Consider the following 15,581-nt stretch of genomic DNA (forward strand, 5'->3'; position numbering starts at 1 on the left):
GAATGAAATTTTCTTCAATTACAAATATTGGTAAAATAAGAAGCGAAAATGAAGATTCATTTTCAAATATTAGTTTAGATAACGTTGACTTCTTCATAGTAGCTGATGGTATGGGAGGCCATAGCAAGGGAGAAATTGCAAGCAAAATGGCTGTAAATTTATTTATAGATTATGTTAAAAAAGCAGATTTAAATGCCTATGATTCTCTATTAAAGCTCCAAGAAGAAGCTATAATCTATGCAAACAAAGAGATTTTCTCACTATCTTCTCAAGAAGACTATGACAGGATGGGAACAACAGTAGTCTGTCTTTGCATAGATCACAACAATAAAGTCTATCATTTGTCACATCTTGGTGACTCAAGAGCTTACATCTATAGAAATAGCGAGCTTAGAAGGTTAACTCGTGATCACTCTCTTGTAAATGATTTACTAGATTCCGGCTCTTTAACAGAAGATGAAGCTGAAAATTTCATAAATAAGGCAGCCATAACCAAAGCGGTGGGAACAGAAGCAAAAGTATCGCCAGATAGTAGAAGTTTTGATATGGAAGATAAGGACCTTATTTTAATGGTAACAGATGGCTTGACAAATGAGATTACAGATGAACAAATAGAAAATATAGTAAAAGATAAGACTGACCCTTATGAAATTTCGTCTCTTTTGATAGAAGAAGCTATAGAAAGTGGAGGAAGAGACAATATTACGGTTACAACTATTTTACTATAAGAGGGTAATATGGAAAATATAGTTTTAGATAGTAGATATGAAATTATAAAGGAAATCGGCGTGGGAGGCATGGCCAAGGTCTACAAGGCCAAGGATAGGCTTCTGGGTAGATTTGTGGCAATTAAAGTACTCAAAGACCAATACGCCGAAGATGACGAATTTTTAAAGAAATTTAATAATGAGGCTCAGTCCGCAGCGAGACTTAGCCATATAAATATAGTTAATGTATATGATATTGGAAAAGACATGCTAAATGGCAAGCTTATCCAATACATAGTAATGGAGTATGTAGAAGGAGAGACCCTAAAAGATCTAATAGATAGGGAAAAAATCCTATCCAATTATGATATTATTGATTATTCTACACAAATAGCTCAGGCTTTAAAATCAGCCCACGCTTCAGGTATAATCCATAGAGATATCAAGCCACAAAATATACTTATAGATAAGTTTGGTCTAGCAAAGGTAACCGATTTTGGTATAGCTAGGGTATCGTCCAACGCAACCATAACATATACAAGCTCGATATTAGGTACAGTCCATTATATATCACCAGAACAAGCAAAGGGTAAGATTGTAGATCAAAAGTCAGATTTATACTCTCTAGGGGCCGTAATGTATGAGATGGCAACAGGAAGGGTGCCTTTTGATGCAGACAACTCGGTTGGAATTGCAGTGATGCATATACAAGATAATCCAATTCCACCAAGAGAATTAAATCCTGACCTATCCCTACACTTGAATTATATAATAATGAAACTACTTAAAAAGGATCCAACCGAGAGATTCCAAAATGCAAGTGAATTAATAGAAGCTTTAGATGATGAATCCTTAGTTAAAAATACAGAAGAGATTGAAGATACAGCAAGAATCCCTATAGTAGTACCTAAAAATAAAAGGGAAGACGTAGACGACTACTACGAAGACGACAGGGAAGCTATCTATGTATCCACTCCAGAAGAAAAGTCAAAGAAAGAATCCAAGAAAACATCAATAAAGATTTGGCCACTAGCTTTATTGGCCTTTATATTAGTAGGGGCTGTCTATTTCTTCTCAACAATGTTTAACCAAGATGAAATAGAAATACCTACAGTAGTAAACTTAACTCAAGAACAAGCAGTAAAACAACTTGAAAGTAGAGGCTTTAAGGCGAATATTTCAAGAACTGCAGAAAGTGATGAGTATGAAAAGGGTAAGGTTATGAGTCAAGACCCTGAGGCATCCACTAAAGCTAAAAAAGGTAGTGTAGTTTATCTTGTAATTTCTTCTGGAAGAGAAGTAGAAGTCCCTCAGCTAAAAAACATGAACCTAAGCCAGGCAGAAGATACCCTAAAGGAACTAGGATTAAAACTTGGAACAACATCTACAGATTATTCTAATACAGTTGAAAAAGACCTAGTAATTAGACAAGAGCCATCAGCAGGAGCAAGCGTTCAGTCTGGTTCTGAGATTAGCCTTGTTATATCTGTAGGTCCAGAAGACACAACAGAAATAGTAAAAGTGCCAAGTCTCTTAGGTATGGGCGAGCAGGATGCAATAGCAGCCGCAAAAAACGCTGGCCTAAAAGTAAGAAATGTAGACTACAGAAATTCATCAAATACTCAAAGAGGCCTAGTAATGAATCAGTCGATTGGAGCAGGTACTGAAGTAAAAGAAGAATCAGCCATAGATTTAACAATAAGTTTAGGTGAAGAAGAAAAAGAAGCGACAAATCCTAATAGGGAAGTCCAGCTTAAATTAAATATTGGAAATGCTAAAGATAATTTCAATGTAAAAGTCTACCAGATTGATAGGAAAGGTAATAGATCAGAGCTTATTTATGATGATTACCATTCTTCAGTAGAATTAAATGAAAATGGTGTTTTAGTTCTTAAAGTAATGTCACAAGCTTCTAGCAGGCTGGAAGTTTTAGTTGATGATGAATCTTATGGAGTATATACAGTTAATTAGATGATTGGTAAAATAATTAAAAGTCAAAAAGAATTATATTATGTAGACACTGAAGAGAGCTTATTAATGGCCAAGGCCCGTGGTAACTTTAGGGTCAAGGATAAAAAGCCACTGGTAGGTGATAATGTCGAAGTGGATGTTCTTGAAGATGATAAGGCCTATATCACAAAGCTTCTACCTAGAAGAAATGAGATAAAAAGACCAAATATTGCAAATGTAGACCAGCTACTGGTTTTTATAACCATAGACCACCCACCACTTAATCTCTACAACCTTGATAAATATCTTGCTATGTGTGAGTATTTAAATATCGACGTAGTAATAATTCTAACAAAAATAGACCTAGTAAGCCAGGAAAAAATCAAAAAAATAGCAGATATTTACATGGATTTATCATACAAGCTAATAAAGATTGATAATTACAAGGACTTCCCAAAAGATGAAATTCTTGAAGTCCTTAAGGGAAAGACCTCAGCAGTATCCGGAGCAAGTGGTGTTGGAAAATCAACCTTCTTATCAAATATTTTGGATAGGGAAATAGAAATAGGCGAGATAAGCCAAAAGTCTAGAAGGGGAAAAAATACAACAAGACACACAGAAATTTTTAAGATTTCTAAAGATACTTTTATCTTTGATACGCCAGGTTTTGATAGCTTTGAATTTGATTTTCTAGAAGATGAGAATGACCTTAAAAATACCTTCGTAGAGCTAAGGAATAGAGATTGTAAATTCAAGGATTGTAATCATATCAATGAGCCATCATGCAGGGTCAAAGAAGACTTAGAAGCTGGCAAAATCGCCCAATCAAGATACAAAAATTACCTACAACTTTTTGAAGAATTAAAACAAAGGAGACTTAACAAATGGTAAAACTAGCACCATCAATACTTTCATGTAACTTTGCTAATTTACAGGATGACCTTGACCAGACAAGGGGTACAGGACTTGAGATAATCCACATAGATGTTATGGATGGGATATTTGTTCCAAATATTTCCTTTGGTTTTAAGGTAATATCTGATATAAGAGATAAAAATGATTATTTTTTTGATACCCATCTTATGATAGAAGATCCAATTAGGTATATAGATGATTTTAAAAAGGCAGGATGCGATAGGCTTACAGTTCATTATGAGGCCTGTAAAGATTTAAAAAAGACCCTGCTTGCTATAAAAGAAGCTGGGATGGAAGTAGGGCTTACACCAAAGCCAGCTACAGATCCTAAAAAGCTCTTAGAGTATTTTGACTATATAGACCTAGTGCTCGTAATGAGTGTAAATCCAGGCTTTGGAGGTCAGAAATTTATGGAGCAAAGCATCGATACTGTCAAATTGTTTAGAAATTACATCGATCAAAATAAGAAGGATATTAAGATTCAAATCGATGGGGGAATTAAGACTGATAATGTCGAAAATGTCTTAGAACTCGGCCTTGATGAGATAGTTGTAGGCTCTGATATATTTGCTAAAGATATAAAAAAACAAATAGAAAAATATCACGAAATATTTAATAAATATTAAAAGAGAGGGTCACTTGCTAAAAATTGCAAGTGACCCTTTCTTTTTACTAAAAAAAACTGACCCTAGGGCCAGTAAATTTTTTAATTTAGTACTAAATTAAAAAAAGCTTAAGCTTTTTCTACTTTTCCACTTTTAACACATTTTGTACATACGTTAATAGTCTTTGGAGTGCCGTCTACAACAGCTTTTACTTTGTGCACGTTTGCTTTAAAAGTTCTGTTTATTTGTCTATGTGAGAAAGTAACAGATTTACCTGCTTTTGTACCTTTGCCACATATATCGCATGTTTTTGCCATAATTACACCTCCTCCTTATTCATCTTTATTATTCTACCAAAGTTTAAGTAAAATTACAAATTTTTTCTTTATTTTTAATAGGGAGATTAAGCCTATAAAGAGTATAGTGATTAATGGAAAGATCAAAATAAGAATTTAAGGGGGATTAAATGGATTATAAATCTCTTTATGAAAATAAAAACTTAGGCCAAATTCTATTTGGCGAAGAATTAAAAAATTACACAAATTTTGGCATAGGAGGACTGGCAGATGCTCTAGCCTTACCAGGCACAGTTGACGAGCTTGAAGCCCTTCTAAAATTTAACTATGAAAATAAAATAGAAACTAGTGTTATAGGCAAGGGAACAAATCTTTTAGTGTCTGATAAGGGTATTAGGGGTTGTGTTATAGTCCTTGCGGATAATTTTGACGATGTTAAGATAGAAGATGATTGTCTAACAGCCTTATCAGGAACAGCTCTTATTAAAGCAAGCAGGGCAGCAATAGAAATAGGCCTTGCTGGTATGGAAGAGATTTCAGGTATACCTGGTTCTGTTGGAGGGGCCATCGCTATGAATGCTGGAGCCTATGGTGGTGAAATCAAGGATATAGTTGTAGAAGTAAAGGCCTTTGATTATGAGGGAAATCTTCACACCTTTAACAATGATGATATGCATTTTTCCTATAGGCACTCTAGAGTTTTTGAAGATAATTTGATAGTTGTCAGTGCTAAATTTAAATTAAAACCGGATGACAAAAGACTTGTTATAGATAGGTTTAAAGACTACAGAGATAGACGAACAAGCAAACAACCTCTTGATAAAAAATCTGCAGGGTCAACCTTTAAAAGACCTGAAGGATCCTATGCATCAAAGCTAATTGATGAATGTGGCCTAAGAGGTTTTAGAGAGGGAGATTGCCAAGTTAGTGAGAAACACTGTGGCTTTATTATAAATACAGGAGATGCTACTTGCAATGAAATGCTTGCTTTTATTAATCATGTGGCAGCAATTGTTAAGGAGAAAACAGGCTTTACACTGGAGCGAGAGGTAAAATTAGTCGGAGAATTATAGATGAAATTAAAGATAATTACTGGTTTATCAGGTTCAGGTAAGACAACAGCCTTAAGGGCTTATGAAGATATGGGCTATTATGCCATGGACAATACTCCATCATATTTAGTTCAGAAATTTATAGAATTAAATAATAATCAAGAAAAGCCAATAGAAAAAATGGCGGTTGTAATTGATTTTAGGTCATTTTCTATAGACAATAATATCTATGAATCAATCAAAGATCTAAAAAATGCCAATGAAGATACAGAAATTATCTTTATTTATTGCAATGATGAAATCATTCAAAAAAGATACAACGAATTAAGAAGACCCCACCCACTAGGAGAATTTGGTAGTGTAACAGACGGTCTAGAAAAGGAGAAAGCTCTCCTAAAACCTATAAGGGAGATATCCGATACTATAATAGACACTACTAACTACAAGATAGCAGAGCTTAGGTCTGTTATAGAAAATTCTTTAGATAAGAAGTCAAAAATGATAGTAAATCTTATATCATTTGGTTTTAAATATGGGATTAGCTCTGATTTTGACTTTGTATTTGATGTAAGATTTGTCCCCAATCCTTTTTATATAGATGAGCTTAAGCCATTAAATGGTACTAGTGAGCTATTAGCGGCTTATCTCGATCAATTTCATATTATCAAGGATTTTGAGGAAAAGGCCTATGATATGCTTATATCGCTCCTGCCTGAATTTCAAAAGCAGGGCAAAAATATACTAACCATAGGATTTGGGTGTACAGGTGGTAAGCATAGGTCTGTCTATATGGTAGAGAAAATGTATGAGAGAATGAAAGATGATGATTATATATTAATTAAGAGACACAGAGAAAAGGATAAGTGGTAAGATGAGATATTTAAAAAGATTAGACCTAGAAAATATAAAAAATGCGAGAGATATGGGAGGGGTAGCAACCCTAGATAAGAAAGCTACAGCCTGGCATAAGATTATAAGATCTGCAAGTCTAGATGATGTAAAAGAAGTTGATATAAAGGACCTAAAAGACTTAAATATAACAACCATCATTGATTTAAGAAGAGAAAATGAATTAAAACTTGAGACAGAAAGTCATAAGCTAATAAAAGATAATTTTGATTTTCATCATATATCATTAGCCCCAGATAAGGAATTTAGACAAGAAGAAATAGATAAAATTATCTCAGGCAAGATGACCGTAGGCCAGTCTTATAGAAATCTTATAGATCATTTTGTTGCTGTCAAAGAAATTATGGAGGTAATAGCAAATGCAGAAGGCTCTGTACTTTACCATTGCCAGGAGGGAAAGGATAGGACAGGAATTATTTCAATGATTATTCTAGGCCTTGCCAATGCCTACAGGGGAGATATCATAGCAGACTATGAGGTATCTTCAGCTCATCTTGGCTATATCGAAAGATATGGAGAAGACGAACCATACTCAGTATTCAGGATTACAGACCCATATTATATGAAAGAAGCCTATGACTATGTTGTTAGAAAATATGGTACATTTGAGGATTATCTAGCTTATGCCAAGGTTGATGCTAAGGTAATTCAAGCAATAAAGGATAAGATAGTAGAATAAGATGAGCTTTTCCCAAAGATGCAAAAAAGAAGTCCTCAAAAAAGATGCTCTTGATCTAAAGGGTGAGCTTATAAGTCTGATACACTTTATAGGTTCAATAAGGATTTCTGAAGGAAAGCTAAATGTGATTTTTAAAACAGATTCAAATGGAGAGGCTAGATATATTTATAAGCTAGTAGCTGACCTTTATGGATATTCGCCAACTTTTGAAATCCAAGATAACCCTGACAAGAAAAATAAGAGGGACTATGTAATAATTGTTGAAGACAGTGATGTTTCCGATAAATTAGTAGGCCTAATGGCAGAAGGGTTTATAGAAAATTATGAAGATATAGAAGATGTAAGGCTCGATGAGATAAAAAGCTTTCTAAAAATTGCCTTTATATTTAGGGGATCTGTAAACGACCCACAAAGAGGTTATAATCTTGAGATAGTTTCAAAGGATGAAAATGAAGCAAGTCTTTTAAAGGAATCCATGGATACCTTTAGTCTCAATTCAAAATTATCAACAAGAAATGACTATTATATAGTCTACCTAAAAGATTCTGACAAGATTTCTGATTTTCTTGCCATAATTGGTGCTACAAAATCCTTATTTGAGCTTGAAAATGTAAGGGCTATTAAGTCGCTTAGAAATGATATTAATAGAGTAAATAATTTTGATAATGCCAATATCGATAGGACTGTAAAGGCTGCGGCTAACCAGCTTACAGCTATAAACAAGGTAAAGGAAGCAGGAGTCTTTGAAGACTTAGATGACCTAAGCAAAAATCTTGCCAATTTAAGGCTAGAGAATCCATACCTATCATTAGAAGAGCTTGGGGAGATGATAAATCCGCCCCTATCCAAGGCCAAGGTCAATTATAGACTTCAAAAATTTATCAAAATAGCAAAGGATTTGTAAATATTTACAAATCTTTTTTTGAAAGGAAATTATGACTACAAAATTTACCCACCTCCACCTACATACAGAATATTCCCTCCTAGATGGCTACTCAAGGATAGATAAACTCCTTGATAAGTGCCTCGACCTAGGGATGGATTCGGTTGCCATAACTGACCATGGTTCTATGTATGGGGTCATAGAATTTTATAAGCAAGCCACAAAAAGGGGCATAAAACCAATTATAGGTTGTGAGGTCTATGTTTCAGAAAAAGACCATAAGATAAAAGACCCTACAAATAAACGCTATTACCACCTTATTCTTTTGGCAGAAAATGAGACTGGCTATAAGAATTTGGTCAAAATTGTATCAGAAGCCTATGTAAATGGTTTTTATTACAAGCCAAGGGTAAGCTTTGATTTTATAAAAGACCACACAGAAGGCCTTATAGCCCTTTCAGCTTGCCTAAATGGGGAAGTCAACCAAAGAATTCTAGAAAATGATATGGAAGCTGCTATAAGCACTGCAAAGAAATATGAAGATGCTTTTGGTAAGGGCAATTACTTCCTAGAAATCCAAGACCATGGGATTCCTGAACAAAAACAGGTAAATAAAGGAGTTACTTATCTTCACAGGAAATTAGGCATTGAGATGGTTGCAACAAATGATGTCCACTATATAGAAAGGGAAGACTCCTACCTTCAAGATGTTCTTTTATGTATACAAACAGGTGCTCTAGTCAAAGATGAAAATAGGATGAGGATGCCTAATAGGGAATTTTACCTCAAAGACCCAGATACCATGTCTGAAATTTTTAAAGACTATGAAAGAGCTGTTGAAAACACCACAAAAATTGCAGACAGGTGTAAGCTTGAGATAAAATTCCACGAGCCCCATCTTCCTTACTATACCAAGCTTCCTGAAGGCCTTAGCAATCTTGATTATCTAAAACTTTTGGTAAACCAAGGTATAAGCAAAAAATATAAAAATCCTACAAGTGAAATAGTCGAGAGAGTTAAAAAGGAAATAGAAGTTATAAACTCAATGGGTTATGTAGATTATTTTCTAATTGTTTGGGATTTTGTAAATTATGCTAGAAATAACGATATAGCAGTGGGTCCTGGTAGGGGATCTGCAGCAGGTTCTATCGTATCCTATGCCCTTGATATAACACAAATTGACCCGATTAAATATAATCTAATCTTTGAAAGATTCTTAAATCCAGAGAGGGTGTCCATGCCTGATATAGATATAGACTTTGACTATGTCCTTAGGGATAAAGTGGTTGAATATGTAAATGACCTTTATGGTAGAGACCATGTTTCACAAATCATTACCTTTGGAAGGATGCAGGCAAGAAATGCCATTAGGGATGTGGGCAGAGTCCTAGATATTGCCTATGGCAAGGTAGATACCATAGCCAAACAAATCCCAGCCACAATTGGTATGACCATTGACAAGGCTTTGGAAGAATCTGATAGTTTTAGGGCATCCTACCATAAGGATGCGGAAAGCAAGAGGCTAATTGACACAGCTAGGAAATTAGAAGGTCTTCCTCGCCATACATCAATCCATGCGGCAGGAGTAGTTATTTCAAAAGATCCGCTCACAGAAATAATTCCCCTAGCCTTATCAAATGACCTGGTAGTAACCCAGTTTGATATGACAGAAATCGAAGAGCTTGGCCTTTTAAAGATGGACTTTCTTGGTCTAAGAAACCTCACAGTTATAAAAGATACTATAAAGGATATAAAGAAAAATTACGGATTAGATATAGACATCGAAAATATCGACGTAAACGATAAAAATGTCATCAAACAATTTAACAAGGCTCAAACCATTGGTCTTTTTCAGTTTGAATCTGCTGGCATGAGGGCCTTCCTTAAAAACCTTAAGCCAACAGTATTTGATGATTTAATAGCTGCAAACTCTCTATTTAGGCCAGGACCAATGGATGAGATTCCTAAATATATCCATAACAAAAATAACCCAGAAGATGTAAGCTTTCTTGATGAAAAACTTAGGCCAATCCTAGGGGTGACCTACGGAATAATCGTCTACCAAGAGCAAGTAATGCAGATAGTTCAACAGCTAGCAGGCTATTCGCTTGGAGAAGCTGATAACCTCAGACGAGCCATGTCAAAGAAAAAGATGAGCGTCATGGAAGAAAATAGGGATATTTTTATAAATGGCAAGGTCGATGAAGATGGGCAAATCCTAATACCAGGAGCTATTAGAAATGGTGTTGATAAAAAGGCAGCCAATACAATTTATGATGAAATGATATCTTTTGCTAAATATGCCTTTAACAAGTCTCACTCAGCAGCCTATTCCCTTGTAGCAGTTCAAACAGCTTATCTTAAGCACTATTATCCTGAAGAATATATGGCCAATCTAATTTCTTCAGTGATGGACCAATCATCAAAGCTATACTTATATGTATCAGAAACTAAAAGGCTTGGTATTGAAGTCCTTGCTCCAGATATAAATAAGTCCTACGGACCATTTGAAGTAGCAGATAAAAAGATAATTTTTGGCCTATCAGGGATTAAAAATCTTGGAGCCAATCTAATAGCCGCAATTATAAAGGCAAGAGAAGCTGGTGGAGAATTTATAAATTTCAAAAATTTCCTAGAAAGGGTTGAAGATGTCGATTCAAGGGCTCTTAATAAAAAAGGAATCGAATCTTTAATCAAAGCAGGTGCCTTTGATAGCTTAGGCTATACTAGGTCATCGCTTATGGCAATCTATGAAAAAGCTATAGCTACAGTCCATGACAATAATAAAATAAATGTGACAGGTCAAATTAATCTCTTAGATATGGCAGGAGATGTTGATACTAGGGATATAGATATGCCGAATATTGCAGAATATCCTAAAAATATAAAACTTAAATTGGAAAAGGAAGTCTTGGGTTTTTATATATCAGAACATCCTCTAAGTGAAAACGCTGAAGCCCTTGAAAACATAGTGAATTTTACCACAGACTACAGAGAAAATCTTGATGAAAGGCAAATGGCAAGGCTTGATGGAAAATATGTTACAATGGCAGGTATCTTAAATAACAAAAAGGAACTGACAACCAAAAAAAGAGATCTCATGGCCTTCGCCTCCCTAGAAGATATGTATGGAAATATTGAAATGGTTATATTTCCTTCAACTTATAAGCAGTACAGAAATCTCATAGAAGATGATAATGTGCTAATAGTTAAAGGTAAATTGCAAACTGATGAAAGTGATGTAAAATTATTAGCGAGTGAATTTATTGACATAAAAAAAACAAATTTGTCAACTTTATACTTAAAAATGAATTTTATAGAGTATAATGAAATTAAAGGCTTAATTCTAAGCCACAAGGGAAACAATCCTGTAAAAATATATTTTGAAGATAAGAAGAAGTTAGTAAGCCTTGATCCTAAATTATATTTTGAAATCAATGATGCAAATATAAAAATTTTGGAAGACAGGCTTGGAAAAGAAAATGTTAAGGTCAAATAAGGAGTTATAATGAAGACAATAGGTATACTTACAAGTGGTGGCGACGCACCAGGTATGAACTCTGCCATAAGAGGTGCTGTAAGAACCGCATTAAATAAATCCATGAGGATAAAGGGTGTAAGAAATGGCTATGATGGTCTTATGAAAGGCGATATTTATGAAATGAATATCTCATCAGTAGCTGATATCATCCATAAGGGTGGTACCATTCTTGGAACTGCAAGAAGCCTTGAATTTACTACACCAGAAGGCCAAAAAAGAGGGGCTCAAATCCTAGCAGACTATGGTATTGAAGGCCTAATAGTAATCGGTGGTGACGGATCCTTCAAGGGAGCAAAAGCCCTATCAGATCTTGGAATAAAGACAGTAGGAATCCCAGGAACTATCGATAACGACATGGGATATACTGATTACACAATAGGATTTTTTACAGCTATAGAAACTGTATCTGATGCCATAGGTAAGCTTAGAGATACATCAAGCTCACATGGTAGAGCCGTAGTAATAGAAGTAATGGGCCGCCATTGCGGAGACCTAGCCCTATTTTCAGGTCTAGCTGGAGGAGCTGAATCAATAATTGTTCCAGAACATGAATTTTCAATTAATGAAATAATTGCCAAGATGGAACATGGTAGAAAAAGAGGAAAGCTACACCACCTAATAACCCTAGCAGAAGGTGTAGGCGATCCATATGCCCTAGCCAATGAGCTTGAAGAAAAAACAGGCATAGAAACAAAAGTAACAGTTCTAGGCCATGTCCAAAGAGGTGGTTCACCATCTGCAGTTGATAGATTACTAGGATCAGCAATGGGAGCACGTGCCGTAGAATTATTATCAGAAGAGCAAACAAACTTAGCCATAGGTTATAGAAATGGAAAATTAATAGAAGTAAGTATAGACGAGGCAACATCTGTTAAGTCAACATTCCCAGAAGATCTTTACGACTTAGCAAATAGCTTGTCAAGATAGGAGTAAAAATGCAACCAGAAATTTTAAAGAAAACCAAAATAGTTTGTACAATAGGACCAGCAAGTGAAAAACCAGAGGTTCTTGAAGAGTTAATCAAAAATGGAATGAACGTCGCAAGACTAAACTTCTCTCATGGAAGCCACGAAGAACATTTAGAAAAAATCAAGACAATCAAGAGATTAAGAAGAAAACTAAACGCACCAATAGCAATCATGCTTGATACAAAGGGACCAGAAATAAGAACTGGAAACTATGATGTAAAAGAAATCTTCCTAAAGCCTGATGACATTTTTACCCTAACAACAAGAGACGTAATGGGTAACCAAGATATAGTATCAGTATCTCACAAGGGTCTACCACAAGATGTTAAAGTTGGTAGTGAAATCTACATAGACGATGGTCTAGTACAACTTGAAGTAATTGAAATAAAAGATGGCACAGATGTTGTATGTAGAGTTCAAAACAACGGTGTTCTATCAAACCACAAGGGAGTAAACCTACCAGGTTCAAAAACAAACCTTCCATCACTAACACCAAAAGACGTTGATGATATCAAATTTGGTATAGAAAATGGAATCGACCTAATCGCAGCATCATTCGTACGTAAAAAAGAAGACGTATATGACATAAGAAAAGTCCTAGAAGACCACGGTGGAGAAAACATCAAAATCATCTCTAAGATAGAATCTCAAGAAGGTGTAGACAATATCGAAGAAATAATCGAAGCATCTGACGGAATCATGGTAGCAAGGGGAGACTTAGGTATAGAAATCAAAACTGAGCTAATCCCAATGGTACAAAAAGACATCATCAGAAGATGTAATGCAGCTGCAAAACCAGTAATCACAGCAACACAAATGCTAGATTCAATGATAAGAAACCCAAGACCAACCAGGGCAGAAACAACAGACGTAGCAAACGCCATCATAGATGGTACAGACTGTGTAATGCTATCAGGTGAAACAGCAGGCGGAAAATATCCAGTAAATGCAGTAAAAACAATGAGAGATATCTGTGTCACAACAGAATTATCAGATGACTTCATCGAAAAAGTATACAACACCAAGATAGAATCTAGAAGAAATACAACCAACTCAATAGCTAGATCAACATGTCAAATAGCAAGAGAACTAGATGCAAGAGCAATAATCTCATGTACATCAAGTGGTAATACATCAAGAATAATCTCTAAATTCAGACCAAGAACAAATATAATTGCCGCAACAACAACAGACAGAGTAGCAAGACAACTATCAGTAGTATGGGGCGTATACCCACTAGTAATTCAAGAAGCTCACGAAACAGATGAACTAATCGAAAGAGCAATAGTAGGAGGCCTATCAGAAGGCTATCTAGAAGAAGGTGACCTAACAGTAGTAACAGCTGGTGTACCACTAGGTGTAAGTGGATCATCAAACCTAATAAAAGTTCACGTAATAGGTGATATTATCACATCAGGAACAGGAATAGGTGCTAAATCTGTATCAGGAAAAGTAGTAATCGGTTCAACAAGAAAAGAACTAGAACACAAATTTGAAGATGGCGACATCATAGTAGCCAAATTCACAGATTCAGATATTACAGAATTCATCGAAAAAGCATCAGCAGTAGTCACAGAAACAGGCGGCCTAACAAGTCATACAGCAGTAGCTGCGGTACACTTTGGAATCCCAGCAGTAGTAGGTGCAGCAAATGCTCAAAGCCTAATGGAAGATGGTCAAACAATCACAGTAGATCCAATAGGCGGAGTAATCTACAGCGGAGAAACAAAAGTAATATAATGAAATACACAGATATCAAAATAACTGATATCCTTCAAGACGGGCGAGGAGTCGGAAAGACACCCGATAAGATTGCCTTCATCGAAGGAGCCACCTTCGGTGAGATATGCGAAATAGAAATAATAAATGAAAATAAAAATTTCTATGAAGCAAGAAAACTAAAAACAATCAAAGAAAGCCCAGTACAAAGACAAGCTCCATGTCCATATTATTATGAATGTGGAGCTTGTACTATTATGGATATCACATACAATGCTCAAATACAATTAAAGAAAAACCTAATCCTATCAGCCCTCAAAAAAACAGCAAATATAGAAATAGAGGACATAGAAATAATAGAATCTGAAAACCTTCACTATAGGAACAAAATTAGACTTCAAGTAACAAAAGAAGGAAAGCTAGCCTACAACAAAATAGGCTCAAATGATTTAGTAGAGATAAAAGATTGCCTATTAGCAAGAAAAATAATCTCAGAAAATCTCCCATCAATTGAAGAAATAACGAAAGATATAAATAACAAATATCCTTCCTTCATAAAAGAAATAACAATCAGAACAAATAGCAAAGAAATAATGCTAAATCTAGAAGTAGAAGAAAATAACAAAGCCCTAGCCTACATAAGAGAAAAATATGCAAGCAGTAAATATAGTATAAACATAATAGGACAAGGCAATATATCAGGCAAAGACTATCTAGAATATCAAATATTTGACAAGATATTTAGGATAAGCCTAAATGACTTCTATCAAGTAAATGATAATCAGATACAAAATCTCTATCAGACAGCAAGAGACTTCCTAGGGGAAAATAAAAGAGTTCTAGACCTATACTGCGGATCAGCAACATCCTCCATAGCCATAAATGGAGATAATCTGGTAGGAGTAGAAATAAACAAAAATGCAATAAAAGATGCCAAAATAAACGCAGAAATAAATGATCTAGATAACTTCAAATTCCTAGCCAAAAACGCCAAATATATAGACGAAAACTTCATAAAAAATGAAAAAATAGACACAATAATAGTAGACCCACCAAGAGCAGGCCTAGACAAAGCCCTAATCAAATCCATAGGCAAAACAAGCACCAAAGAAATAATATACATCTCCTGCAACCCTCAAACCCTAGCAAGAGACATAAAAAGATTTATAAATGAAGGCTACAAACTAGAAAAAATCAAGGCAGTAGACATGTTCCCACAGACTATGCATGTGGAAGCTATAGCGTTGATACAAAAGATATAAATTTAGAATCCTGCATTTTAAGCAGTTTTATAAGCATTTTGTCTTTGATAAAGATGAAGAAGGATACGTCAAAAAGACTCAAAAAAACTACATGG

The 15,581-nt window shown here is 35.1% G+C and carries 13 protein-coding genes; 12 read left to right on the forward strand and 1 reads right to left on the reverse strand.

What is annotated here, in order from left to right; genetic code table 11:
• Window positions 1-2 precede the first annotated feature (2 nt).
• The 4 genes from C8269_RS01355 to rpe are packed head-to-tail and all read left to right on the forward strand — an operon-like array spanning window position 3 to window position 4,198.
• On the forward strand, window positions 3-728 hold the full coding sequence (locus C8269_RS01355) for a Stp1/IreP family PP2C-type Ser/Thr phosphatase (RefSeq protein ID WP_106460066.1): 726 nt from the start codon (window positions 3-5) through the stop codon (window positions 726-728).
• A 9-nt stretch (window positions 729-737) separates the two neighbouring features.
• Window positions 738-2,678: a Stk1 family PASTA domain-containing Ser/Thr kinase gene (gene pknB, locus C8269_RS01360; protein ID WP_106460067.1), complete on the forward strand. Its 1,941-nt coding sequence runs from the start codon at window positions 738-740 to the stop codon at window positions 2,676-2,678.
• Window positions 2,679-3,548: a ribosome small subunit-dependent GTPase A gene (gene rsgA / locus C8269_RS01365; RefSeq protein WP_106460068.1), complete on the forward strand. Its 870-nt coding sequence runs from the start codon at window positions 2,679-2,681 to the stop codon at window positions 3,546-3,548.
• Complete coding sequence (gene rpe / locus C8269_RS01370; protein ID WP_106460069.1) at window positions 3,542-4,198, forward strand: ribulose-phosphate 3-epimerase; 657 nt, start codon at window positions 3,542-3,544, stop codon at window positions 4,196-4,198. Before rsgA ends, rpe begins: the two co-directional genes overlap by 7 nt.
• 107 nt (window positions 4,199-4,305) lie before the next feature.
• Here rpe and rpmB read toward each other — a convergent pair whose 3' ends face one another.
• On the reverse strand, window positions 4,306-4,494 hold the full coding sequence (gene rpmB / locus C8269_RS01375; protein ID WP_106460070.1) for a 50S ribosomal protein L28: 189 nt from the start codon (window positions 4,492-4,494) through the stop codon (window positions 4,306-4,308).
• A 149-nt stretch (window positions 4,495-4,643) separates the two neighbouring features.
• Between rpmB and murB the strand changes: the two genes are divergently transcribed.
• From murB to rlmD, 8 genes are read left to right on the forward strand one after another with little or no spacing between them, the layout of a single operon-like run.
• A complete protein-coding gene (gene murB, locus C8269_RS01380; protein ID WP_106460071.1) occupies window positions 4,644-5,546 on the forward strand; it encodes a UDP-N-acetylmuramate dehydrogenase in 903 nt (300 codons plus the stop codon).
• Window positions 5,547-6,395 (forward strand): RNase adapter RapZ, encoded by an 849-nt coding sequence (rapZ, locus tag C8269_RS01385; RefSeq protein ID WP_106460072.1) that lies wholly within the window; start codon window positions 5,547-5,549, stop codon window positions 6,393-6,395. It abuts the gene before it with no gap.
• Window position 6,396: 1 nt separating this feature from the next.
• Window positions 6,397-7,113 carry a tyrosine-protein phosphatase gene (locus C8269_RS01390; RefSeq protein WP_106460073.1) on the forward strand — a complete coding sequence of 239 codons (717 nt, stop codon included), beginning with the start codon at window positions 6,397-6,399 and terminating at the stop codon, window positions 7,111-7,113.
• Window position 7,114: 1 nt separating this feature from the next.
• Window positions 7,115-8,017 (forward strand): DNA-binding protein WhiA, encoded by a 903-nt coding sequence (gene whiA / locus C8269_RS01395; protein WP_106460074.1) that lies wholly within the window; start codon window positions 7,115-7,117, stop codon window positions 8,015-8,017.
• A gap of 31 nt (window positions 8,018-8,048) precedes the next feature.
• Window positions 8,049-11,495 (forward strand): DNA polymerase III subunit alpha, encoded by a 3,447-nt coding sequence (locus tag C8269_RS01400; protein WP_106460075.1) that lies wholly within the window; start codon window positions 8,049-8,051, stop codon window positions 11,493-11,495.
• Between the two features lie 9 nt (window positions 11,496-11,504).
• Complete coding sequence (gene pfkA, locus C8269_RS01405) at window positions 11,505-12,464, forward strand: 6-phosphofructokinase (RefSeq protein ID WP_106460076.1); 960 nt, start codon at window positions 11,505-11,507, stop codon at window positions 12,462-12,464.
• 8 nt (window positions 12,465-12,472) lie between these two features.
• Window positions 12,473-14,245: a pyruvate kinase gene (gene pyk / locus C8269_RS01410; protein ID WP_106460077.1), complete on the forward strand. Its 1,773-nt coding sequence runs from the start codon at window positions 12,473-12,475 to the stop codon at window positions 14,243-14,245.
• Window positions 14,245-15,486, forward strand: a complete 1,242-nt coding sequence (gene rlmD, locus C8269_RS01415; protein ID WP_106460078.1) for a 23S rRNA (uracil(1939)-C(5))-methyltransferase RlmD — start codon at window positions 14,245-14,247, stop codon at window positions 15,484-15,486. Before pyk ends, rlmD begins: the two co-directional genes overlap by 1 nt.
• Window positions 15,487-15,581: the final 95 nt, after the last annotated feature.

The organism is Anaerococcus sp. Marseille-P3915 (genome assembly GCF_900258475.1).
Taxonomy (GTDB): Bacteria; Bacillota; Clostridia; order Tissierellales; family Peptoniphilaceae; genus Anaerococcus; species Anaerococcus kampingae.

Bases quoted from the DNA above. Each gene is read 5' to 3' on its own strand.
- C8269_RS01355 (WP_106460066.1), top strand. From the start codon at position 3: ATGAAATTTTCTTCAATTACAAATATTGGTAAAATAAGAAGCGAAAAT.
- pknB (WP_106460067.1), top strand. From the start codon at position 738: ATGGAAAATATAGTTTTAGATAGTAGATATGAAATTATAAAGGAAATC.
- rsgA (WP_106460068.1), top strand. From the start codon at position 2,679: ATGATTGGTAAAATAATTAAAAGTCAAAAAGAATTATATTATGTAGAC.
- rpe (WP_106460069.1), top strand. From the start codon at position 3,542: ATGGTAAAACTAGCACCATCAATACTTTCATGTAACTTTGCTAATTTA.
- rpmB (WP_106460070.1), bottom strand. From the start codon at position 4,494: ATGGCAAAAACATGCGATATATGTGGCAAAGGTACAAAAGCAGGTAAA.
- murB (WP_106460071.1), top strand. From the start codon at position 4,644: ATGGATTATAAATCTCTTTATGAAAATAAAAACTTAGGCCAAATTCTA.
- rapZ (WP_106460072.1), top strand. From the start codon at position 5,547: ATGAAATTAAAGATAATTACTGGTTTATCAGGTTCAGGTAAGACAACA.
- C8269_RS01390 (WP_106460073.1), top strand. From the start codon at position 6,397: ATGAGATATTTAAAAAGATTAGACCTAGAAAATATAAAAAATGCGAGA.
- whiA (WP_106460074.1), top strand. From the start codon at position 7,115: ATGAGCTTTTCCCAAAGATGCAAAAAAGAAGTCCTCAAAAAAGATGCT.
- C8269_RS01400 (WP_106460075.1), top strand. From the start codon at position 8,049: ATGACTACAAAATTTACCCACCTCCACCTACATACAGAATATTCCCTC.
- pfkA (WP_106460076.1), top strand. From the start codon at position 11,505: ATGAAGACAATAGGTATACTTACAAGTGGTGGCGACGCACCAGGTATG.
- pyk (WP_106460077.1), top strand. From the start codon at position 12,473: ATGCAACCAGAAATTTTAAAGAAAACCAAAATAGTTTGTACAATAGGA.
- rlmD (WP_106460078.1), top strand. From the start codon at position 14,245: ATGAAATACACAGATATCAAAATAACTGATATCCTTCAAGACGGGCGA.